This is a genomic window from Vibrio methylphosphonaticus (genome assembly GCF_023634655.1).
Taxonomy (GTDB): domain Bacteria; phylum Pseudomonadota; class Gammaproteobacteria; order Enterobacterales; family Vibrionaceae; genus Vibrio; species Vibrio methylphosphonaticus.
The window spans coordinates 12,199-36,372 of the sequence record NZ_JAMKMS010000011.1 but is presented as its reverse complement, the minus strand read 5'-3'; the positions used below and the strand labels follow the sequence as shown (position 1 = coordinate 36,372).

Here is a 24,174-nt window from a genome sequence, read left to right as displayed (position 1 = left end):
ACGAATGCTGACGGATCTAAGAGCCATTTATAAGGGTATTGCTGAGAGTGGTTTGATATAGCGTGGTTTGATATAGAGTGACTGGATACAAAGATAAGTTTGATACAGAGATTAGCTTGATTGTTGAACTATTTTTCCTAGTTTGTATTTAGGCTTATTTGACATTGCGCAACGTTGCTTTAGGGCAACATCATTCTTATACAAATAACGTGCATTGGTTTTCTGAGAGAAACGTCATGGTATCGAATTCGAAGAGCGGAAGAAAAATGTTTTGGGCGGAAGCGCTCTGCGATGTGGCATTTGTCATACCGACGTCCGAGTTTTGGCAAAAGCTATTAGCCAGTGAAGAAAGTGGCAAACATGTTCAAGCTCCTCCCTTGGATACGACTAATCAGTTACTCAGTTTAATAAGGGAAGTGGAGTTTAGTGGTAACCCCGCCGCACAGTCAGTCCCTTTGCAAACGTCTGATGGCGACGTTTTTATTGTTAAGTTTGAAGTTTACTTAGTGCTGGAGGGCAAAGTTAAAGGGTGCGTGAGTATTTTATCAAAAACGATTGATTATATAAGCGTACTGACGCTCATCGATCAGCTTCTAGATGAGCGAATGGGTGGGGTAATGATAACCAACCATAATCATGACGTTATCTTTGTCAACGAGGCGCTTTGTCATCAGCATTCGGTATCGGCTTTAACCATGCTTGGACATAATATATCGGATATCAGTTTATTCCATCAAAACAGAGCGCATCTTCACGCGTTTAAACGGGCGATCGCTTGCACGCCAAAATGGCAGGGGGCAATGGCAACGCGCTCAAACGAAAGTAAAACGATGCTTGAAATGGTAAGCGTTAGAAAAGTTCAGTTAGCGAACAGACAAAGTTTATACATTTACACTTTTCGAAGCGATTTTGATCTTAGATTCCAAAGCGCTTTATCCACGGGCGCTGCGGATTTGGCTGCGCGCGTACTGGATGAGGCATCGTTTCGAAAAAAAGCACAAGAATTATCGCGTCAAACGGAAAAGTTTATCGTCTTAGCATTTCAGCCCAACTTTTATCCGGGTCTTGAAGAAGAATCGCGTGATAAAGTACTGCTAGCACTAAGCGATTTCCATAACAGAGAGAGCTTTGGTTACTTGGGAAACAATACGTTTATTGTTCTCATCCGAATCCGACATACAGATAGTCAAAATTTACAGACCATTAATGCCAGTGTGGGCCAGTTTCTAGAGGGTCTTAGGACTTATCTGGATGACCACTTAATTAATGATATTTCTGAAGGAAAAGTGGGTGTGGCATTACATGGCGTTAATGAGTACGCCGTTGATGAAGTGATTTCACAATCACTACAGGCAATGTCGGTCCATGAGGTTGCCTCTAGTAATATAAATTTCTACGATGAGTCACTTGTAAAAGCAAATCTTCGACGGCGTCATTTAGAGCGCTTGTTGATTAACGCGATAGAAAAGAAAGAGATTGATGTTAATTTTCAGCCAATCGTGGATGCGGTTACGGGGCAAATTGTTAAGTTAGAAGCGCTTTGCCGCTTTCGATTTGAAGGCATTAAATACTCTGTTCAGGAAGTCATCTATCTAGCGGAAGAACTAAAGTTAATATCCGTACTCGACTTAATTGTCGCTGAGCGCGCTATTACAGAAATAATGGAGATACAAGCCTCCACGTCAGTACCATTATCAATTTCACTTAACTGCTCGCTCGCCGAATCTGGAGAGTATTCAGACCACCTCCATGACTTGTTTGAGCTGATTCGTTCGTCTTCGATTAACGATGATCGTGTCACGATTGAAATCACGGAAACCTCTTATTTTAATAACAATGCTAAAAACGCAACACTCATTGAAACCATTCGCGCTGCTGGTGTTAAGGTTGCAGTGGATGACTTTGGGACAGGGAATGCGTCGTTTTCATATTTTAGTGATTTTGATTTTGACGAGTTGAAAATCGACAAAAAATTCATTTCAAATATTCAAGAGAGCAAGCAAAAGTATTTTGCAGTTAAAATGTTAGGCCGGTTATCTCATGACTTGGATATTAAGGTCGTTGCTGAAGGGGTCGAAACTGAGGCTGAGGTCGAAGTGCTAAGACACATTGGTATTGATTATATTCAAGGTTATCTCTTTTATCGACCAATGACGCCATCGCAAGTAGAACAATTGCTTACCCGTCCCATTGAAGGGGTGGTATGTTGATATGCTCTCCTCTGAATCAATATCTGACCAAGTGTCGGTACTCCGATCACAACGACCGATTGTTAAACTTTCTTGTGGCCTATTTCTTTTCTCTGAGCATTATTTGTTCGCTGAAAGTGAAGCATTAAACGGCTTATCGCCCGACTTAGTGGTATGCGATAGTGTTAGTGGAGTGCTCAAAACGTTTGGTGACGGGTTATTTGGTTTTCTCCCGATGGAAAACTTCAAAGGTAGCATATCTTTGCGATGCATGGTGGAAGGGATTACCGTGTCTATTGAATGTCACCTTAACGATTATGCCAACTCGCGTGTTCCGGCTCAATTTAGGCGTGCAGACAGTAAAAAACCTAGCGTTTCCCACACACTATCCAGTGACGATTCAATCATTATTTCTAATGCGCAGCTTGCCGATGGATTGGGACTAGAAGAGCCTACAGAGGGTCCATTATCGAATCTGATTGTATCGACTCAATGTCCAAACTATGAGGTTCGGCAAACGGCTCAGTTTTGCTTTATATCTCCAAAGGACGTTAATGCTATTGCAAGAACGACCCAATGTACGCTCGATGTGGTTGTATGCGATGAGATGAACAGCAGTACAACCTTTCGCTCTTTGACCATAGATCTAGGGATATTCTCAACCGTGCTTGCAAAGCCAGCGAGATCTGCAAGCAACCAGCACTATACGTTTGAACAGCAACAATTATTAGTGAATTCGGGACAAAAACTAAGCCCTATTTTATTTGTTGAGTCGTTGTATTCGAGTGCCAAAGAGGTCTTATTCGAAGCCAAACCGAATGGTGTATTTGAAGTTGAGTGTGGTTATCTTCAAGGTCAAGGCACGGATCTTCTTCTATACAATATTTCAGATGCGATTGATGTGGTTGGTGTTGGTGTTGTGACGCTGACCAAAGGTCTAAGCGATCAGGAGATAAACCACAAAGGGCGGAGTAAGTGGTGTCCGATAGAAACCACTCTATCTGATCTGATCAATGCCGGAGTCGTATCGGAGGCGGAGTCAATGACAAACAATCTTCGATTTGAGTGCTCCAATAGGGTGACGGTAACGCGACAAAATAGTGAAGGGTTTACGTTTACTGCGGAGAGTGGACGGGGGGTGGAAAAAGTATTGGTATCGTTTGAAGGGGGTGTAGAACAGGGGGGCTGTCGTTTTGTTGAATTAATTTTTATGCCTGACCTACTTTATCAGCAATGTGCGGTTCGTAAATCAGCGCACCTTTGGCAAGTCAATTACCATGAAGTTAAACAGCTAGCCTGTCAGCGAACAAGGCAAAGAGTTCGACATGTTAGTGTTCATTGTCTCCATGCAATCGTTATTTCTAAAGATGCTCATTTATGCTCACTTTGGTTCACAGAGTCGAAACCGCAAATCGTATTGAATGTCACCCTAGATTTTGATGATGGAACGGTAGGGTTTTCTTCTATCGCTATCTAGCTGCCAGTACGATTTGATGATGTCATTCAAAGAAATAGTATTGATTTATGGTGATATTCTTCTAATACTTTTATAGCAGGGTTTCAATAGTACTCAGTTTAATTATTGGCAGGGAGAGCGCGGATGAAAGGAATTATTTTTACCGAATTTATGGAGTTGGTCGAAGAGAAGTTTGGCCTAGATGTGCTAGATGAAGTTCTTGAAATGTCGGGAGATGAGGGGGTGTATACTTCAGTCGGCAGTTACGACCATAAAGACTTGGTCAAACTTATCATGAGCCTCAGTAAAAAAACCAATATTGACCCAGCCACGTTGCAGCAGGTATTTGGGCAGACGGTCTTTAATGCCTTGCTAAGCTCATTGCCCGATAATGCAGGGATAAGCAATAGTGACTCCACGTTCCAATTCATCCGACACGTGGAAAACTACATTCATGTTGAAGTTAAGAAGCTCTATGCCGATGCTCAACCCCCTAAGTTCCATTTTATTAGTGAAACCGAAACGGAAATGGTAATGGACTATGAGAGTGCCCGCTGTATGTCTCACGTTTGCTTAGGCTTGATTGAAGGATGTGCTACTCATTTTGGAGAAAAGATTGAAGTCAATATGTCTCCTCAAACAGAAGACAATAGTGTCGTTCGTTTTAATTTAACTCTGACTTGAGAAACCTATGCCTAGTCAAGCGGCGATAGAGAGAAAATTAAATCGGGAAAAGGCTGCTCGTCAAGCTGCGGAGAAACTACTTGAGGAGAAAAGTCTAGAGTTGTTTCACGCCAATCAAAAATTGGAATTGGCGCTTAAGCAAGTAGAACAACGTTCTGAAGCGAGTTTCAAGCGACTGGAGCTGCAGCAGCGTGTGGAAAAAATACTGATTTATTTTGGTCGGCTCTTTTTGCGAACAAATATCGATGATGTGCTACTGCTTGACGTAGTGAGACAGCTTGATGAAATATCAGACAGTATAAAATGCTCTATCACGTTAGTCCCAGATACCGTTCCATCGCTAAAATTATCCTCTTATGTGTCAGGCTCTCCTCATCAAGTGAGTGAGGGAGATACGCTCATCAACGCTAGTATACCGTTAGAAGTTGAGCAAAAGAAAATTGGTTCGATTAATCTTATCGTGTCTCAGTCCTCAGTGGATTTGGCGTTTGTTCACAGTCAAATGTCCCTGGTTGGCGAATTGCTATCGAGTTCAATCTATCGAAACTTGATTAATCTACGTTTGGTTGAATCCAAAGAACGCGCCGAAGCATCTGAACGCGCAACTCGCGAGTTTTTGGCGATGATCAACCATGAACTCAGAACACCGCTGAATGGGTTATTAGGCAGTGTGGAGCTATTAGCCGATACGCAACTTACAGACTCTCAAAGAGATCTGCATCAAAACTTAAGCCAATCAGGTTTGATGCTACGAACCATCATCAATGACTTACTTGATTTCAGTAAGATCAACGCAGGGATGTTGGAGCTGATTGATTCTGAATTTCGTTGGCACAACATCAATACGATGTTGAAAAGCATCTTTGAACATAAAGCCACGGAGAAACAATTAAAATTTAGTATCGATTCTCAATGCTTAGATGACAAAATTATTTGTGCTGATCAAGAGCGAATGACTCAGGTTTTTGTGAATTTGTTAGGAAACGCGGTTAAATTCACCGATCGTGGAGAGGTGAGCTTAAAAATAGAAGAACGGGGCGATAATTACGTGTTTCGAATTATTGATACTGGGATTGGTATCAGTCAGTCGGCCCAAGAAAAACTATTTCAGCCATTTACTCAAGCCGATCGCTCAAGCTCAAGAAATTATGAAGGCACTGGTTTAGGTCTAGCGATCTGTAAACGCTTGGTTGAGTTAATGGGAGGGAAGATCTCTCTTAGCAGTGAATTAGGGGTGGGAACGGCTTTTGAAGTGACTTTACCACTGAGGGTTGAGGCTGCAAAAACGTATTTGAAGCGATCAGAAAATGCGTCATCAGCGGCTGTTGACCTATCAACAATGAAAATACTGGTGGTCGACGATATCAAGCTTAACCAGGTGATCATAACTAAGATGTTGAGTAAGTTAGCGATCTCTCCAGACGTTGCGGTTAACGGTGTTGAGGCGGTCGATTGTGCGAGAAAGCATCGCTATGATCTGATCTTTATGGATTGTCGCATGCCCGTGATGGATGGATTTGAAGCGACACGGATATTGCGGTCAGAACACTACCAAAACCCTATTGTTGCTTTGACCGCGGGCACGACAAGAGAAGAAAGGCAAACATGCTTTGAAGTGGGTATGGATGATATTTTATCCAAACCCTACACAGCAAAAGATTTAGTGAAAACATTAGAGAAATGGAATCCCAACAGCGTGTAGTTGGCGCTACAAAACCGGTAGGATTTTCGCTAGTTTATCAAAGGTTTCTTGGTATTCCGCTTCACACTTACTGTCGGCTACAATTCCACCGCCAGCCCAGGCGTGTAGCTTACCTTGGTAGGCCGCTAACGTTCGAATCGTAATACTGGTATCCATCACACCGTGCGCACTGATATAACCGATACTGCCGCAGTATATATGCCGGCGATGAGGTTCCAGTTCTTCAATGATCTCCATGGCACGTATCTTCGGCGCTCCGGTAATGGAGCCTCCAGGAAAACTCGCTCTCAAGAGGTCAATCGCGTTATACCTCTCATCTAACGTTGCCGTAATCGTGCTGACCAAGTGATGAACCGCCGGGAAGCTTTCAATGTCGAACAGCTTAGGGACCTTAACGCTGCCAGGATGCGCAACACGACCAATGTCATTGCGGAGTAAATCCACAATCATTAAGTTTTCAGCTTGGTCTTTTTCGGCATTGGCAAGCTCTATCGCATTGGCTTTATCTTTTACTGGGTCAACGCTACGTGGACGAGTTCCCTTAATGGGTTTGGTTTCAATCTGTGTGTCGTTAACGAGTAAGAAGCGCTCCGGTGAGATACTTAATACCGCGATATCTTCAAGGCGTATGAACGCGCTAAAAGGCGCTTTGTTCTGCTGATCAAGCTGTAAAAAAGCTTGCCACTCACTGCCTTGATAGTCGGCTTGCCAACGTTGAGCAAGATTAATTTGATAACAGTCACCCGCTTGCAGATACTGCTGCACAGCTGAAAATTTATTTGAATAATCCGCAGCATCCATGTTCGCTTGCCAGTCAGAAGTACGCTGAAAAGGCGTAGCAAGCACAGGTGCTTGATTCTTTAGCCATTGCAAACGCTCAGCTGCATCAGGGCCAATAACGACGGCTTCTTGATCTTGATGATCCACAATCAACGCCCAATCATAAATGCCTACTGCCATATCTGGCGCATGGATATCATGAAGTGACAACTCTGGAAGTGATTCAACCCTTCTACCCAGGTCATAGGAGAAGTAACCTAATGCGCCGCCGAGAAATGGCCATTTTGAATCATTTTGAATAGACCCAATATGCTTTTGAATAGCGGCCTCGAGCAAAACAAAAGGGTCGTCTTGACTCTCAATGGCGCTGCCTTCATCAGTTAACTTATTGGGAGTACTTGTCTGGCTCGTTAACGTCGTGGTCACACCATGCGTTACCAATGTTGCGATAGGTTTGCTAACGAGAATGTCAAATCGACCGTTTTCATGATTCAAAGCGGAGGATTTGAGTAACATTGACCAAGGTTGAGATTCAATTGCGTCAAAGTAGTGTTTCGCAAGATCTTCTTGATAAGGAACGTCAAGGAATTGAATAGGTTGTAGTTCTTTTGTATTCATTTGTGTAAATTGTGACAGAAACGTTGTCGCACACATGGCGCATAGAGGAAAGCAAGAGTATCATATTTTCACAATAAAAAATCGGACATTTATCCTTGAGTTTAATAGGGTTTAGCCTGTTAATGAACAAGGAAATCGCACAAAAGAAGTCAGTCCGTTCTACAGGAAGCAATTAGAATAAAGAGGTATTCAATGGCGATTATTCGTAAAGAAGACGTAATCAGTAGTGTCGCTGATGCATTGCAGTACATCTCGTACTATCACCCCCTCGACTTTGTCCAAGCGTTAGATAAAGCGTATCAAAAAGAAGAGAGTCAAGCGGCAAAAGATGCGATCGCACAGATTTTGATCAACTCTCGAATGTCTGCAGAAGGCCATCGACCAATTTGCCAAGATACGGGTATTGTTACGTGTTTTGTTAACATCGGTATGAATGTTCAATGGGCGTCAGATCTAACCGTTCAACAGATGGTCGATGAGGGAGTGAGACAAGCGTATACAAACCCAGATAACCCTTTGCGAGCGTCTGTTCTCTCTGATCCTGCTGGCAAACGAATTAACACGAAAGACAATACGCCCGCGGTTGTGCACATCAACATGGTCCCGGGTGATAAAGTTGAAATTCAAATCGCTGCAAAAGGCGGCGGCTCAGAGAACAAGACCAAAATGGTGATGCTAAACCCATCAGATGACGTTGCTGAGTGGGTAGAAAAAACATTACCTACAATGGGCGCAGGCTGGTGTCCACCGGGTATGCTGGGAATAGGTATAGGTGGTACAGCAGAGAAAGCCGCGGTCCTTGCCAAAGAGTCGCTGATGGAGCACATCGACATTCAAGAGCTTATTGATAAAGGTGCCGAAAACGCAGAAGAAGCGCTTCGTCTCGATATTTTTGACCGTGTGAATAAGCTTGGAATTGGCGCTCAAGGCCTGGGTGGTTTGACGACGGTTGTTGATGTCAAGATCAAAACCGCACCAACGCATGCGGCTTCTAAACCAGTGTGTCTTATCCCGAACTGTGCAGCAACACGTCATGTGCACTTCACTCTTGATGGAAGTGGTCCTGCGGAGCTCACGCCACCTAAATTGGAAGAATGGCCGGATATCACTTGGGAAGCGGGCGCGAATACTCGTCGTGTAAACTTAGATGAAGTCACGCAAGAAGATGTCCAAGAATGGAAAACAGGAGAAACGGTTCTGCTTTCCGGTAAAATTCTGACCGGTCGTGATGCGGCTCATAAGCGCATTCAAGGAATGTTAGAAAGCGGCGAAGGTTTACCCGCTGGCGTGGACTTTAAAGGCAAATTCATTTACTACGTTGGCCCTGTGGATGCGGTGGGCGATGAAGCGGTTGGCCCTGCGGGACCGACGACATCGACACGAATGGATAAGTTTACCGATATGATGCTCAATGAAACTGGCATCATGGGTATGATTGGCAAAGCAGAACGTGGACCAGCGACGGTTCAATCCATTAAAGAGCACAAAGCTGTGTATTTAATGGCGGTAGGTGGTGCGGCGTATCTCGTTGCTAAAGCGATTAAGAAAGCCCGCGTTGTTGCGTTTGAAGATCTCGGCATGGAAGCAATTTATGAGTTTGAAGTTGAGGATATGCCTGTCACCGTAGCGGTCGACTCAACGGGCGCAAATGCTCACCAGATCGGACCAGATACCTGGAAAGTTAAAATTGCTGAGGCTGAAAGCGCGTCATAGAGGATAAAAATAAGAGAGTATGTGCAGACATATTCTCTTTTTTATCTATAATTCAGCAGTATACTGAAAAAATAATGAAGGAGAGCGCGCGAATGCCTCGATTTATACAAATATTACAAATTGCAGTACTGCTCATCGTCGGTTTTTTTGTTGGTTACGACCTAATTTTTCATGGGGTCAGCATCTTCAATGAGAAGTATGTAACCATGGTCTGTGTACTTACCGCACTACTAGAAATAGCACTTTTCGTTATTTACAAGCTCATCGAAGACGATTAGTCCAGTCAAGGGCCGGTTCTGATTATCACATTCCTAGTTATGGTTAAAAGCCCTGATTACGACTAAAACCTCTGAATAGCTTCAGGGGTTTTTTGTTCATGTTTCATTAATCTCGTATAGTGCATACTGCAATCTCGTTATTTATTTGGAGTTCGTTGAATGAACCGAATTGGTCAGGAAGTATCAGATCTTTTACATCGCAGTATGGATTCTCATGTCAGAATTGCGGTCACCGGTTTGTCTCGCGCGGGGAAAACCGCGTTCATTACTTCGTTAGTTAACCAATTACTTCACACGTCGACTCATGACAATTTACCGCTATTAGAATGCGCGCGCGATAAGCGTTTAATTGGCGCTAAACGCATACCACAATCAAATCTCATGGTTCCGCGTTTCGCTTACGATGAAGCAATGGAACAATTGCATGGTACGCCACCAGATTGGCCAAAGCCGACAAGAGACGTAAGCGAAATACGTTTGGCATTAAAATATAAACCGGCAAAAGGTGCGAAACGATTACTGAGCAAAACATCCACTCTGTATATTGATGTCATTGATTATCCAGGCGAGTGGCTGCTTGATTTACCTTTATTGGATATGTCGTTTGAGCAGTGGAGTGACTTGCAATTTGAACACTTGAAAGGTGTTCGTTTGGAATGTGCACAAGCGTGGTTGACCTCACTAGAGGGCTTTGATTCGAACGAACCCGCGAATGAAAAAGCCATTGCTGAAATCGCACAAGTGTTTACTGACTATCTATTTGATTGCAAAAATCGTGGTCTACATTGGGTGCAACCGGGGCGTTTTGTTTTACCAGGCGAGCTTCACGGTGCACCAGTTCTGCAGTTTTTCCCGTGTAAACATCCAGATGGGAAAGTGGTAAAAAATAGTAGCTATGACATGCTTAGACATCGATACGAAGAGTATCAAAACAAGGTCGTCAAGCAGTTCTATAAGAACCATTTTGCGACGTTTGATCGCCAGATAGTGCTGGTGGATTGTTTGCAGCCTTTAATGGCTGGAGATGAAGCTTTTCATGACATGAAAGAAGCGTTACAGCAGATTATGAAAAGCTTTCGTTATGGGCAAACTAACTTACTGCGTCGGTTGTTTTCATCTCGTATCGATAAAATTTTATTTGCTGCGACTAAGGCTGATCACGTGACGCCAGAGCAGCACAATAACTTAGTCAGCTTATTACAACAGATGGTTCACCCCGCGTGGCAAGAAACCGCGTTTGAAAACATAGATATGAATTGCATGAGCGTCGCATCGATCCGCGCGACCCAAGCCGGATTTGTTGGCAAAAGCAGCGAAAGCGTACCTGCGCTTAGAGGGACAAATTTAGATGGGGAGCCAATGACGCTTTACCCCGGAGACGTCCCCGCTAAGTTACCTAAATCAGACTACTGGCAAACGAACCGGTTTGAGTTTACGTCGTTTCGACCACTAGAGAGTTCTGCTGATGAGCCGTGCAGCCACATTCGTATTGATAAAGCACTGCAGTATTTAATTGGAGATAAACTTCGATGAATGATCTAAAAGGGCGACAAGTATTTACAGAAGATGAGAAGACATCGGATATTGATTGTGATGTCACGAGCCAAACTCTCTTTGAACCCCAAGAAACATTTGTACCGATCACGTCAAGCGAAGCTCATGAAGATGAGGATGAAGCGTTAGAGCGCGTTATTAAAGGTAATAGTAAAAAAGGCTGGATCGCCACGTCTTTGCTCGTTGCTTTTGCTGGATTAGTAGGTTGGCAAGCCGTTGACAATGTTATAACGGCGGCTAGTACAGGGGATTGGCTGTCATTGGGTTGGTCTGGTTTAGTTACGGCAATTGCTACCCTAGGTATTGGCGCGCTCGGAAAAGAGTTATACAAACTTAGGAAACTGAAAGACCATTTTTCAGTTCAAGAGCAAGCTGAACAACTTATTGATAGCGATGGCGTAGGGCAGGGGGAAAAATTCTGCCAACGATTAGCTGAGGAAGCGGGAATACAACCTGAACATCCATCGTATGACCGCTGGAAAAACAGTGTTCACAGTGCCCATAGTGATGCTGAGGTACTGAATATGTACCAGTCGATGGTGATTACCGAACAAGACAAAAAAGCACTATCAACGGTATCAACGTTGTCCGGAGAGGCCGCGTTACTTGTTGCTTTAAGCCCACTCGCGATCGCCGATATGCTGTTAATTGCGTGGCGAAACTTCAAGATGATCGACAAACTGTCAGAAGTCTATGGTGTGGAGCTTGGATATTGGTCTCGTTTACGTCTCTTTAAACTTGTCCTCGTCAACATAGCAGTGGCTGGTGCGACGGAACTGGCGATAGAGTCAAGTGCTGATATTCTGTCATTGAATCTAGCTGAAAAGTTATCAGCTAGAGCAGGACAAGGGCTAGGGGTTGGTCTTATCACCGCTCGCTTAGGACTCAAAACGATCAGCTTAATGCGCCCGATTCCATTCCCAGCTCAAGAGCAGCCAAAGCTTAGCTCTATTCGTCAGTCTGTGATGGCGAGTTTACGAAATAAACTAAGTTGATTGGTAAGTGGGTTGACGCTTTTATTAGAAGCTACAAACTACAAACTAGAACCTAGAATGGCGTTTGTTTAAGTCATCAAATGTTATAGAGGAAGCCAGTAAGGATGAAACCTAACTGGCTTTTTTATTGCTTAGTCTATCAGCCAAATATTACTCGCAGGGTGGCGCAAGGTGAATGAGAGCCAGTCCCCCTTGCGACGTTTCACGATACTTCTTATGCATGTCTTTACCCGTCTGGTACATAGTTTCGATAACTTTGTCCAAGGAGATGAGGCATTTACTGGTGCGTTTTAACGCCATGCGGGAAGCATTGATGGCTTTCATTGCTCCCATAGCATTGCGTTCAATACACGGTACTTGAACTAGCCCGCCAATAGGGTCACAAGTCATACCGAGGGAATGCTCCATCGCAATCTCGGCCGCGATACAAATCTGCTCATTGCTTCCGCCTCGAAGCGCGGTTAATCCTGCCGCTGCCATTGATGAAGAGACACCAACTTCGCCTTGGCATCCTACTTCAGCACCAGAAATAGAAGCATTGGTTTTATAAAGAATACCGATTGCCCCTGATACGGCTAGGAAGTCTTTAAGCTGTTTCGTATCGAGTTCTTTGATAAAGCGATGGTAGTACATTAATACGGCAGGGATCACACCTGCAGCCCCATTCGTGGGTGATGTCACCACTTGTCCGCCAGCGGCGTTTTCTTCACTGACCGCGAAGGCAAAAAGGTTGATCCAATCAAGAATTTCCATTGGGTCATTTTCTATTGCGGCATTTGCTTCAAGTTTTTTAAGTAGGTTAGGGGCACGTCGGGTAACGTTGAGACCGCCATCAAGGATACCTTCTGTTTCAAAACCGCGCTCCATACAACGCATCATTACCCGCCAAATTTGCTCGGCTTTGGCGTTAATGGTTTCCAAATCGGTAAACGAGACTTCGTTGCGAAGGATCATCCCACCCAGACTCATGCCACTTGTTTCGGCTTGCTCTAGCATCTCGTCCGCACTGGAGAAAGGGAATTCGACATCAATCGCTTTGGTTTTTTTCCCGTTTTGCAGCTCATCTTCTGTTGCGATGAAACCACCACCAATTGAATAATAGGTTTCAAAGGCGAGGCGATCGCCATTTTCATCAAAGGCAGAGATTGTCATGCCATTTTCGTGAAGAGGGAGGTTTTCCTCATGAAAAATGATATCTTTTTTAAAATTAAAACTGATGTCATGTTGGCCTGATAGCGTTAACGTACCTTCTTTAATCGCTGCGCGCATCGCATCATTGGCACTGGTGATCTTAATGGTGTCAGGCTTGTTACCCAGTAGCCCAAGGATAGTCGCTCTATCGGTATGATGACCGATACCAGTGAGTGAAAGCGAACCATACAAATCGACTTGAATTCGACTCACATTGTTGAGGTTGGTGACAAGGAGTTGAGTAAATTCATACCCGGCGATCATTGGACCATTGGTATGAGAGCTTGAAGGCCCGACGCCGATTTTGTAGATTTCGAAAATTGAAAGCATATTGACTGTCTCACTGTTTCTTATAGCTATTCGTCGATTGACCTTTCTATTATATTGTTAAATTTCCTATTTTATTATTATTTGTTTGTAAATTTTGGCAATGGTTTGATTTTCCTCTGCTGTGAAGAGGGAATTCGTATGGAATGTGCTGTTTTTAATGAGTCTGGTTTTATATGATAAGTGAAACGTTTGCGCGTTAGTGGTCGGATGTCATAAATTGAGTGAATTTACCTATTATTTGGATAGGCAAAAGTTATTTTCTTTTTGCCTAGCACGCTGTTAACATTGCGTCCGCTAAACAATTGCCCCCATTGTCTAAGGAAAAAAGATGGTAATCCCTGAAAACAGCAGCATCGTTATTTTTGGTGCTTCGGGTGATCTGACTTACCGTAAGTTGATCCCTGCACTTTACCATTTGTTTGCCAGCAAACAGCTGCCAAAATCATTCGCTATTCTTGGTGTAAGTCGCACAAAATACAGTGACGAGTCATACAGAGAAAAGCTTAAAAAATCGCTGCAAGAAATGGAGAAAACGGAGCCGGAAACGCTAGAAGCGTTCTGTGACCACCTTCATTATCAAGCGATTGATACGTCGGACACGCAAGATTACGCAAAACTGGCGACTCGTCTTGATGAGGTTGCTAACCAGTATGGTTTTGAACAACGTAACACGCTTTTCTATTTGGCGACGCCGCCAAGCCTTTACAGCATTATTCCAGCAAGTCTCGCGGCCCACGGCCTTAACAGCGAAGAGGATGGCTGGAAGCGTCTTATTATTGAAAAACCATTTGGCTATGATCTTGCGTCTGCTCGTAAACTAGATAAAGAGATTCATGAGCACTTCCAAGAGCACCAAATCTATCGTATCGATCACTACTTAGGTAAAGAAACGGTTCAAAATCTGCTGGTTTTGCGTTTCTCGAATGCGATGTTTGAGCCGCTTTGGAATCATCAGTACGTTGATTATGTTGAGATCACTGGTGCCGAGTTCCTTGGTGTAGAAGAACGTGGTGGATACTACGACGGCTCCGGCGCCGTTCGTGACATGTTCCAAAACCATTTATTGCAAGTATTAGCAATGGTGGGCATGGAATCGCCAGCGCAAATCAATGCGGATGCTATCCGTAATGAAGTCGTTAAAGTACTGCAGTGTCTTCGCCCGCTATCGGATGATGATTTACGTGACAATCTCGTACTAGGGCAATATACCGAGTCCAATGTTCGTGGACAGTTCCTGCCTAGTTACCGTGACGAGCACGGCGTTGCTGATGACTCCAGAACGGAAACGTATGTGGGCCTTAAGATGTTTATCGATAACTGGCGTTGGAATGGTGTGCCATTTTACGTTCGTTCTGGTAAGCGTTTACCTACACGTGTGACTGAAGTTGTTATTCACTTCAAACAAACACCACATCCTGTTTTTGGCAAAAATGCGCCAGAAAACAAGCTCATCATACGTATTCAGCCAGATGAAGGTATTCAGATGAGCTTTGGTTTGAAAGAGCCAGGTGCTGGGTTTAATGCCAAAGAAGTGAAGATGAACTTCCACTACGCGTCGTTACAAGAAACACAAATGTTAACGGCTTACGAACGTCTACTACTGGATGCGCTAAATGGCGATGCTACGCTATTTGCTCGTAGTGATGCAGTAGAAGCATGTTGGGAGTTTGTTCAGCCAATCTTAGATTATAAGCAGGGACCACAAGCGCTTTATGGCTATGCCTGTGGTACTTGGGGACCAAAAGAGTGCGACAAGTTGTTGCATGACGACGGTCGAGCTTGGCGTTTCCCATGTAAAAACCTCACAGACACAGACTACTGTGAACTGTAATTTTAAATAAATTTAACGACCAGAGCCGTTTGCTTTGGTCGTATGAAGTTAACTAAAACTTAATCGCAGCAAGTTAAGTTGCCGAATTGATGGAGAGAACGATGAAAGGTGATATTGGTGTTATTGGTTTGGCCGTAATGGGTCAGAACCTTATCCTAAACATGAACGATCACGGCTTTAAAGTTGTGGCGCATAACCGTACTGCTGCCAAAGTTGATGAATTTTTAGAAGGCCCAGCGAAAGGCACTGACATTGTTGGTGCTTATTCTTTGGAAGAACTCGTTGAGAAACTAGAAACACCACGTAAAGTGATGCTTATGGTACGTGCTGGTGACGTAGTCGATACGTTCATCGATAAGCTGGTACCGCTTCTAGACAAAGGCGACATCATCATTGATGGTGGTAACACTAACTTCCCAGACACTAACCGTCGTGTTGCCGCTCTTCGTGAGAAAGGCATTCACTTCATCGGTACCGGTGTTTCTGGTGGTGAAGAAGGCGCACGTTTCGGTCCTTCTATCATGCCAGGTGGTTCTCCAGAAGCTTGGGAAGCGGTTAAGCCTATCTTCCAAGGTATTTCAGCGAAAACTGACGCGGGTGAGCCTTGTTGTGATTGGGTTGGTAACGACGGTGCTGGTCACTTCGTTAAGATGGTTCACAATGGCATCGAATACGGTGACATGCAGCTTATCACTGAAGCATACCAATTCATGAAAGATGGCCTAGGTATGAACCACGACGAAATGCAGGCTGTATTTGCTGACTGGAACAAAACTGAGCTAGACAGCTACCTAGTAGAAATCACGGCTGACATCCTTGGCTACAAAGATGAAGACGGTGAAGCGCTAGTTGAGAAGATCCTAGACACTGCTGGCCAAAAAGGTACGGGCAAATGGACAGGCATCAATGCACTAGACATGGGTATCCCACTCACTTTAATCACTGAATCTGTATTCTCTCGTTGCCTATCTGCACTTAAAGATCAACGTGTTGAAGCTGAGAAACTGTTCGGAAAAACGGTTGCTCCAGTTGAAGGCGACAAGCAAGAGTGGGTGGATGCAATCCGTCAAGCGCTACTGGCTTCTAAGATCATCTCTTACGCTCAAGGTTTCATGCTAATGCGTGAAGCGTCGAACGAAAACGGCTGGGATCTAAACTACGGTAACGTTGCGCTTATGTGGCGTGGTGGTTGTATCATCCGTTCTGCTTTCCTAGGCAACATTCGTGATGCTTACGAAGCGAACCCAGAGATTGCTTTCTTAGGTTCAGATGCATACTTCAAAGGTATCCTAGATAATTGTATGGGTGCATGGCGTAAAGTTGCCGCTAAGTCTATGGAGTCGGGTATCCCAATGCCATGTATGACTTCTGCGCTTACGTTCCTAGACGGTTACACGACTGCTCGTCTTCCTGCGAACCTTCTACAAGCTCAGCGTGATTACTTCGGTGCTCACACTTATGAGCGTACTGACCGTCCACGTGGTGAATTCTTCCACACGAACTGGACTGGTACTGGCGGCGATACAGCGTCGACGACTTACGACGTATAATTAATCGTTGATAGTAACCTTGATAGTGAAATGGAGCCGTTAGGCTCCATTTTTTTATTTGAATAAACCGCGAAACGTGGTCACTTGCGTGTCTCTTTTCGTGACTGGCTTGCGTCTATTTCTTCATCTATTTCTTCATCATTTTCGCTAAATCAGCGAACGGGTTATGAGTGGCACTTTCATGCTCATCCTGACCCGGTTTGACTTCACTGCCGTAACGGTCGTGGTCGGTGTATTTTGAGTGCTCATGATCGTGACAATACAGGCATAACAGCTCCCAGTTACTGCCATCATTGGGATTGTTTGTATGGTCATGATCTTTATGGTGAACAGTAAGTTCGCGAAGGTTTGAATAAACAAACTCACGAGCACAGTTGCCACATACCCATGGGTAGAGTTTTAGTGCTTTCTCGCGGTAGCCGCTTTCTTGGCGAGCGTACGCAGAGCTAGAACCCGTATAATCAGAAGACATATTAAATCCTTCGTTGTTTCAATTTTAATACCAGTGTTGATTTTATCATACTAATGCCGGATTGAGGCGATGTCAGCGTTAGCCGGATCTCACTTTAGCCGGATCTCACTATTGCTGCTTATTCTCAGGTGTGTTGCTGTCAGGCGTTTTACTCTGAGGATATTTGAGCTCAGGCTCTTTGAGCGTATGAAAGCCCGAGTAGATACGAGTAAATGTGGTGAACCAGCACGCGGTACCAAAAATAAACGCGATAGTGGAAAAGTGTTGTGGGAACAGGCAAAGCAGCACAAAACAACCAATGGTTTCGGTTCCCTCTGTTAATCCACTCATATAATACAGCGACTTGTGCTGGTAAACGGGATTTTCGATGCCTCGTTTACCTGCCATCACGGCAAACGCCAAAAAGCTTGAACCGGTACCAATAAAAGAAAAAATCAGAAAGGCACCCGCGACCGCATTGCTTTCAGGGTTGGCTACCACAAATCCAAAAGGGATGAGAGAGTAAAACAAAAAATCGAGACTGATATCCAGAAAGCCGCCCGCATCAGAGATACCTTGAATTCGCGCCAATGCACCGTCTAATCCGTCGCATATCCGGTTAAGTAATATGAATAGCAGTGCGACGGTATACTGTTCCAGTACAAGTGCAGGAAAGGCTAAGCAGCCGAGAACAAAACCAAAAAGAGTGACTTGATTGGCGGTAAATTGGAAATGATTGAGCGTCTCGGCGCTTTTTGATAACGGCCATCGAATGACTTTAATACTGAGTCTATCAAGCATCTTCATTATTCTCCCATGGCCAAGTATAGACACGACTATTCACTGGAATGTCGTCTTTATCATGAGTCACCATCAAGGTGGGAATATTGGCATCACGCAGTTGCTCGACCACCCAATCACGAAACTGACTTCGTAGCGCTTGATCTAGTTTACTAAAAGGTTCATCGAGGAGTGCAACCTTTGGTTTGGCCAGTAGCATTCTTGTTAAACTAATCCGTGCACGTTGCCCACCGGACAGTTGCTCCGGAAAATGGTGGGCGAGTGGTGTTAGCATAATCGCCCCCAATGCTGTGAGTGCTTGCGCTTTGCGATCTTTACCTTTTACCTCATTAGGAAGAGCAAATGCTAAGTTTTCCCACACGTTAAGATGAGGGAACAGCAAGTCATCTTGAAATAAAATGCCGACCTCTCTCTCGTGTGGCTCGAGTGCGTCAATGGACTGCCCGTTAAGCATTACCTGCCCTGTGTAGGCGAATTCGTTACTGAGATGACCTGCGACGGCATCAAGCAGTGTCGATTTCCCACAGCCACTTGGACCCATTAATGTCACGATTTCTCCCGGTTGAATCGAGAAGTTGCAATTAGAAAACAGCACCTCACCATCACTCTTACGGATGGCGAGGTTTTCTAGAGAAAGACTCATTTGGTATTAATCCTTTTACTCGCTTATATCGATGACGAGTATTTAGCCGACTGACCATGACAGCCAGAGTAAAAAATAGTAGCGGTAGCAACGCTTGGAAAAGCGCATAAATGGCCGTGACACGGCGGTCAAAACCGCTCGATAGCGCGACTGCCTCGGTGGTGATGGTTGAAACACGTCCCGCTCCGAGAATCAGGGTAGGTAGGTATTGCGCTAAGCTGACACTTATTCCCACCGCCCACGCAAAGATGATGGCAGGTAATAGCTGTGGAAGTTTGACATGGAGCCATGTGTTTATAGGGCTTTTACCCAGGCTCAAAGACACTTGAGTCAATTTTTCGTTATAGCTGCGCCATGGACCGTCTAATGAAAGGTAAATATAAGGAAAAGCAAAAAACACATGTGACCAGCAAACCCAAAAGGTGTAGTGCCCGTTGCTGATAACAAGCGTCGCCACTTGTAAGCCGAATAAAATACTTAATTGCGGAATAAGCATTGGGATAGCGATGACGTACCCAGGCACCTGCCATCGATAACGGAGGCGATATTCATGACCAATAATGGCAAAGACAAGCGCAATAGTGGCTGAAATCAAGGCAATGAATAAGCTTTGCGATAGCACCTCTAACACTCCGTGCCACTCGTACTCCCAAAACCTCAATGTGTATCGGCTAGGCAAGCTGTCTGGAAAGCGCCAACGCAGCGCAAACGTCCAAGTCACGATCAGTGGAAGCATCACAAGAAAAAGCGCGATAAGGGTTAAAATCATCGCTTTGCCGGGTAGGCGAGGCGCCCATCTTCCGGAATATTGCCACTGTTTCGCTGAGCGACAGATCGCATGTTCGATGAATCTAGCGAGCATAATTAATAACGATGCCACTAAAAACAATATGACCGCTCCTGCTGACGCGCGAGGCAGTAACTGGAGGTCCGGATCGTTAAACCACTGCCAGACGAGCACGGCGAATGTCGGTGGGTTAGTGGGGCCAAGGACTAAAGCAACATCAACCACAGATAAGCTATAAGCAATGACCGCAAGCATAGGAAAACGCATTTTGTTAAACCACTGAGGCATGATGACTTTCCACCATGTCACATGATGGCGATAGCCTAACGCCGAGGCGACTTTTATGGTTTCCCGAACTCTAAGTTGTTTCAGGATAGGTATGCTCATGAGGAGCAGAAACGGCACCTCTTTAAGAGCAAGCATTAAGGTAAGTCCAACCCCGTATGGGTCTTTAATCAGCAAAGCACGCGAGTCTACTCCTGTGTTCTGGCTGATATTGAAAAACTCACTGAGTACACGAATACCAAAGCCTGTCGGCGCGAACAAAAAGGCAAATCCTATTGCGAAAGCGACGTGTGGCATGGCAAGCAGTGGCGACAGTGCCAGTTCGATCTTGTTCCAAATTGGTCGATTCCAGCACGACTCTAAGATAAAAAAAGTCAGTACGCAGGCAAGATAGCTGCTGGCAAGGGTCGTGAATAAGGTCAACATTAACGACGTTTCAACGCCTTGCCAGGAGAATACCTGGCTAAACCCATCCAAAGAAAACGCATGTAAACTCAATGGGGGAATATACCCAAGTGAGGCCACACCCACACCCAGTAATCCGGGTATGGTTGGCAATATGCAGACAACGACTAATAGGCCGTACAACAGTCTTAGCATAGTGAACTAGCTACCATAGCGCTGCAGCCACTCTTGCTCGAGTGCTGCTTGCCAGCTCGGGTGAGGCTCAGCCACTGATTTAAATTGCTGACTTTTAGCCGCAGAACCTTGTAAATACTGACTTTTGAGAACAGAAGGATCCCCCCATACGGTGATATCACCCTTACGCGATTGGGCTTCTGGGCTAAGTAGGAAGTTGATCGCGACCTTTGCACCAGCTTGTGCGCTTGCATTCCATGGAATGGCAAGAAAATGAATATTAGACAATGCGCCGTTGTCGAACGCGTAAGCGGCGGTGCTTTCGCTTAATGCGCCGCTTTCTTGGGCAGAGAAAACCGCGTTGGGGTTAAACGTAATCGCTAGATCAAGCTGACCATCGTCCAGTAATTGCAGCGTTTCTGCAGTGCCAGCTGGGAATTGTTTGCCGCCACGCCATGCCACTTTATGAAACGCGTCGAGATACGCCCAAAGCGGTTGAGTGACGCCGGAAAAATCCGCATCAGTAACCGGTTTAGCTAAAGATGGGTCATTTTCAGTTAACTCAATCAGTAGTGATTTTAAGAAACTGGTGCCATGGAACTCCGGTGGTTTAGGGTAGCTGAGCTTGCCTGGGTACGCTTGTGCGTAGTTGAGCATTTCTGAGTAGGAAGTTGGGGGATTGTTGAGAGTCTGTGTGTCATGAATGTAAACCAGTTGACCCACTCCCCACGGGGCTTCAAGTCCGTCGGTTGATACTGAGAAATCGACATCGATAGGCAACGATTTATCGACGTATTGCCAACTTGGCAGAGAGGAAACAAACGGGCCATGAAGAAGCGCATTTTCTTTCATTGATTTGAAATTTTCACCATTAATCCACACCATATCAACGCTGCCGTTTTTATTTTTACCTGCGGCTTTCTCTGCTAATAATCGTGCACTGGTTTCGGCGATATCGGTGACTTTGACATGATTGAACGTGACGCCATATTGCTGCTGAATTTGTTGTCCAGCCCATTGCAAATAGCGATTAATTTCTTGGCTGCCACCCCAGGCATGAAAGTAGACGGTCTGTCCTTTGGCTTCCTTGATAACCGCGTCCCAATTTTGATCAGAGGGACTATTGTCTTGTGCGTAGAGTGGAAAAGACGAAAGACTGACCATAGTCGTTAGACTGACGATAGTGGTCAGTGCGGATCTGCTGAATGTCTTTTTATTCATTTTATCATCCATTGTGAATAGTGTGGCAAACCATGCCGAGTTGTTAATAAAAGATACTAAAGGTTAGCGTGTCAGAATCAATAGTGAGTGTGCGTTGAGCGCGAAACACCCGCAAGATTCATTAAAATTTGAGACTTTTGATACTCGACCGGACAGATTCAGAATAAATTTCAACGATGTGGCGTAATTTTTAGGGAAATAATGGATAAGGAGGTGAGTCGTATCTTAAGAAGGGAGGGGTAACTCAATAAAGCCTAACGCGCGATGATTTCACCGCGCTCTGGACAATTTCATCGCCTTTAAATTGCGAGGTAAATGTTTTGGCACTTAGCGTACTTGTGACCTAGTTAAGGTGCTTGTATATGGTTAAGGTACTTATACTTGGTTAAGGTACTTCTATATGGTTAGAGTACCTATATACTTCCAGTGCTTATGCTTATGCTTATGCTTATGCTTGTATAGATAAAGTACTTATACGACGCTTCGATTAATTTTCAATCAGACCATTGCGAACAAGACCCCGTCTTACGCTATGGCAGAGTTTTCCAAAACGACGTAACTCTTCGAAGTTGGGTATGATGCCACGCTCAAGCGCCGACTCCCAATAACTCACTTCCGTTTCAACCAGCTCTAATAGCTTTTTCGGACAGCCTATGCAGGAATTATCGGGCCCACACTTAAACGTAGACTCATCATAGAGCGGCAGTTCAGCTTTGACCTGCGCAATGAGACCCTTAGCGGCTTCGTATAAGTTAGGCTTTCGAATGCCTATAGATGTTGTGGGGGCGGTAGGGTTAGGGGTGAACCTATGTGGCTGATTATCAGCACTAAATGTCTGCTCAGTTTGAATGTTCATAATGAAACCAAGAATTAGAGAGACGCGATGCTATTGCATAAGCGTCATGCAACACATGCCTCTAAATGAGTAATCAAACAGGAGTTTGATCTGTCTCAATTTTGAGTATTTTGTAAATAACGACAAGCCAGTGATTCGAATTTCCATGATTACGCGCTTCAATGAGAGGAAATATTTTATTTACGTCGTTATTTTTACTTACGCTGATCACGATAACATCGACATTAGGCGAAACATAACTGCTCCCCAACCCTTTAGAAGGTAATGAGCCTTAGGCGATAAACATCAGCGTGAACCATGCCAGTCTGAGTCTAGGGATACAGAATGGATACCGTAAGGGGTAGCAAGGAAATGGATGAGAGGGGTACCAGCAATTTGAATAGTGCGATATTGAAACTGTTTGATATAACATCAGTACCGACGATCATCACGGAATCGTCAGGTAAGCTTCATTATGTCAATCAAGCGCTGTTGAATTTACTGGGATACACCCAAGCTGAAATTATGTCTGATGAGGTGGTGATCACTCATCAAGACGATCTTCGCCTTAATAAAATTATTCGTAGTCGGCTTGACCAGAACCCAAATGAGCCAGTCGAAATTCAAAAGCGTTATCGGCACAAAGATGGTCATACTATTTATGCTGTCTTATGCATTGTCGCTCATTGTAATGATGATGGAGTCACGACGCAGCTAATATCCCAAATTCGAGACTTATCCGGTGAACGGCAATCGCAGGCCGGCGAGCTGTTATTAGAGCAGCTAGTACTCAAGTCTAATGACGCCATTTATGTGGTGGATCCCGCTTCAGGACAAATTCTCAACTGTAACGAGCTAGCATACCAACGCTTAGGATATTCGAAGTCGGAAATGCTGCGTTTGAGCGTATCAGACATTAATCCGTTGTTTAACCCATCTGTGTCATGGAGTGAACATGTCTTAAATATGAAGATAGAGCGCAACAAATATATCGAAGCAACTCACAGAAGAAAAGATGGTACCGAGCTACCCGTTGAGGCCAGTGTAAACATGGTAGAGCATAATGGATGTTGTTACTTATTGGCGGTGGTTCGGGATATTTCTGAGCGTAAGGCTCGTGAGGTTAAAATCATCGAAGAGCAAAATTTAGACCCGTTAACGAATTTGCCTAATCGTCGGTTACTTGATCGCCGTTTGCAAACCTTAATCAATGCTAGCGAAAGCTTTACCCAATCTATTGCGTTTCTTTATATTGATGTCGACAATTTTAAAATCATTAATGATCAATATGGTCATACGACGGGAGACGAAATCTTAGTCGAGCTGGCACGACGAATGAATGACTTTACTCGTCAGTCAGACATAACCGCGCGGCTGGGAGGAGATGAGTTTCTTGTGGTGATGAAAGGCATTAAAAACCAGCCTCATGCTCGCAGTATCGCTGAACATTTGTTACAAGTTTTTTCTCATCGCTTTAAGAGCAGTGAAGGTAAAGAAATTGACGTGAGTTTAAGCATTGGTTTGACGCTGTGTAAAGAGTCTAAGTGGTGTACAACGGATGCAATAGCGATTGCTGATAGGGCGATGTACTTAGCTAAAAAGCAGGCTGGCTCTGCGATTGCGTTCTTAGACTGCCAATAAGAGTGCTTGCCTCAACGTAACAACGCAGATTTTGGTCATGCTTGGGTCGCTAAAGCAAAA

The 24,174-nt window shown here is 44.5% G+C and carries 19 protein-coding genes; 11 read left to right on the top strand and 8 right to left on the bottom strand.

Features of this window, described 5'->3' with window-relative positions:
- Positions 1-236 precede the first annotated feature (236 nt).
- The 4 genes from M9196_RS13925 (at position 237) to M9196_RS13910 (ending at position 6,031) form a co-directional block, all read left to right on the top strand.
- On the top strand, positions 237-2,210 hold the full coding sequence (locus M9196_RS13925; protein WP_250618133.1) for an EAL domain-containing protein: 1,974 nt from the start codon (positions 237-239) through the stop codon (positions 2,208-2,210).
- A gap of 1 nt (position 2,211) precedes the next feature.
- Positions 2,212-3,666, top strand: coding sequence for a hypothetical protein (locus M9196_RS13920; protein WP_250618132.1), 1,455 nt, complete (start codon positions 2,212-2,214; stop codon positions 3,664-3,666).
- 123 nt (positions 3,667-3,789) lie between these two features.
- The gene (locus M9196_RS13915) at positions 3,790-4,329 is read left to right on the top strand and encodes a heme NO-binding domain-containing protein (protein ID WP_250618131.1); all 540 of its coding nucleotides are present in this window, start codon (positions 3,790-3,792) and stop codon (positions 4,327-4,329) included.
- A 7-nt stretch (positions 4,330-4,336) separates the two neighbouring features.
- Complete coding sequence (locus tag M9196_RS13910) at positions 4,337-6,031, top strand: ATP-binding protein (RefSeq protein ID WP_250618130.1); 1,695 nt, start codon at positions 4,337-4,339, stop codon at positions 6,029-6,031.
- 6 nt (positions 6,032-6,037) lie between these two features.
- Here M9196_RS13910 and pabB read toward each other — a convergent pair whose 3' ends face one another.
- On the bottom strand, positions 6,038-7,429 hold the full coding sequence (gene pabB, locus M9196_RS13905; RefSeq protein WP_406707688.1) for an aminodeoxychorismate synthase component 1: 1,392 nt from the start codon (positions 7,427-7,429) through the stop codon (positions 6,038-6,040).
- A 192-nt stretch (positions 7,430-7,621) separates the two neighbouring features.
- On the opposite strand from pabB, the gene M9196_RS13900 reads away from it, so the two are divergent.
- The 4 genes from M9196_RS13900 (at position 7,622) to M9196_RS13885 (ending at position 11,969) form a co-directional block, all read left to right on the top strand.
- Positions 7,622-9,142: a fumarate hydratase gene (locus tag M9196_RS13900; protein ID WP_250618128.1), complete on the top strand. Its 1,521-nt coding sequence runs from the start codon at positions 7,622-7,624 to the stop codon at positions 9,140-9,142.
- Positions 9,143-9,234: 92 nt separating this feature from the next.
- Positions 9,235-9,420, top strand: a complete 186-nt coding sequence (locus M9196_RS13895; RefSeq protein ID WP_250618127.1) for a hypothetical protein — start codon at positions 9,235-9,237, stop codon at positions 9,418-9,420.
- A 159-nt stretch (positions 9,421-9,579) separates the two neighbouring features.
- Positions 9,580-10,953 carry a YcjX family GTP-binding protein gene (locus M9196_RS13890; RefSeq protein WP_250618126.1) on the top strand — a complete coding sequence of 458 codons (1,374 nt, stop codon included), beginning with the start codon at positions 9,580-9,582 and terminating at the stop codon, positions 10,951-10,953.
- Complete coding sequence (locus tag M9196_RS13885) at positions 10,950-11,969, top strand: YcjF family protein (RefSeq protein WP_250618125.1); 1,020 nt, start codon at positions 10,950-10,952, stop codon at positions 11,967-11,969. Before M9196_RS13890 ends, M9196_RS13885 begins: the two co-directional genes overlap by 4 nt.
- Before the next feature lie 150 nt (positions 11,970-12,119).
- Here the strand turns inward: M9196_RS13885 and M9196_RS13880 are convergent, their stop codons facing one another.
- Positions 12,120-13,490: an L-serine ammonia-lyase gene (locus M9196_RS13880; protein ID WP_250618124.1), complete on the bottom strand. Its 1,371-nt coding sequence runs from the start codon at positions 13,488-13,490 to the stop codon at positions 12,120-12,122.
- A 328-nt stretch (positions 13,491-13,818) separates the two neighbouring features.
- Between M9196_RS13880 and zwf the strand changes: the two genes are divergently transcribed.
- Positions 13,819-15,321 carry a glucose-6-phosphate dehydrogenase gene (zwf, locus tag M9196_RS13875; protein ID WP_250618123.1) on the top strand — a complete coding sequence of 501 codons (1,503 nt, stop codon included), beginning with the start codon at positions 13,819-13,821 and terminating at the stop codon, positions 15,319-15,321.
- 101 nt (positions 15,322-15,422) lie between these two features.
- Complete coding sequence (gene gnd, locus M9196_RS13870; RefSeq protein WP_250618122.1) at positions 15,423-16,871, top strand: decarboxylating NADP(+)-dependent phosphogluconate dehydrogenase; 1,449 nt, start codon at positions 15,423-15,425, stop codon at positions 16,869-16,871.
- A 127-nt stretch (positions 16,872-16,998) separates the two neighbouring features.
- On the opposite strand, the gene M9196_RS13865 is transcribed toward gnd, so the two are convergent.
- The 6 genes from M9196_RS13865 to M9196_RS13840 all read right to left on the bottom strand — a co-directional run bounded on the left by M9196_RS13865 (position 16,999) and on the right by M9196_RS13840 (position 22,410).
- Entirely contained in the window at positions 16,999-17,343 is a 345-nt protein-coding gene (locus tag M9196_RS13865; RefSeq protein ID WP_250618121.1) for a YajD family HNH nuclease, read from the bottom strand.
- A 108-nt stretch (positions 17,344-17,451) separates the two neighbouring features.
- Positions 17,452-18,123: a CDP-alcohol phosphatidyltransferase family protein gene (locus tag M9196_RS13860; protein WP_250618240.1), complete on the bottom strand. Its 672-nt coding sequence runs from the start codon at positions 18,121-18,123 to the stop codon at positions 17,452-17,454.
- Entirely contained in the window at positions 18,116-18,766 is a 651-nt protein-coding gene (locus tag M9196_RS13855) for an ATP-binding cassette domain-containing protein (protein ID WP_250618120.1), read from the bottom strand. The genes M9196_RS13860 and M9196_RS13855 overlap by 8 nt, the downstream gene beginning before the upstream one ends.
- Positions 18,732-20,438, bottom strand: coding sequence for an ABC transporter permease (locus M9196_RS13850; RefSeq protein ID WP_250618119.1), 1,707 nt, complete (start codon positions 20,436-20,438; stop codon positions 18,732-18,734). Before M9196_RS13850 ends, M9196_RS13855 begins: the two co-directional genes overlap by 35 nt.
- A 6-nt stretch (positions 20,439-20,444) precedes the next feature.
- Positions 20,445-21,581, bottom strand: a complete 1,137-nt coding sequence (locus M9196_RS13845; protein WP_250618239.1) for an ABC transporter substrate-binding protein — start codon at positions 21,579-21,581, stop codon at positions 20,445-20,447.
- A gap of 544 nt (positions 21,582-22,125) precedes the next feature.
- Positions 22,126-22,410 carry a hypothetical protein gene (locus tag M9196_RS13840; RefSeq protein ID WP_250618238.1) on the bottom strand — a complete coding sequence of 95 codons (285 nt, stop codon included), beginning with the start codon at positions 22,408-22,410 and terminating at the stop codon, positions 22,126-22,128.
- Positions 22,411-22,818: 408 nt separating this feature from the next.
- Between M9196_RS13840 and M9196_RS13835 the strand changes: the two genes are divergently transcribed.
- Positions 22,819-24,114 carry a GGDEF domain-containing protein gene (locus M9196_RS13835; RefSeq protein ID WP_250618118.1) on the top strand — a complete coding sequence of 432 codons (1,296 nt, stop codon included), beginning with the start codon at positions 22,819-22,821 and terminating at the stop codon, positions 24,112-24,114.
- Positions 24,115-24,174: the final 60 nt, after the last annotated feature.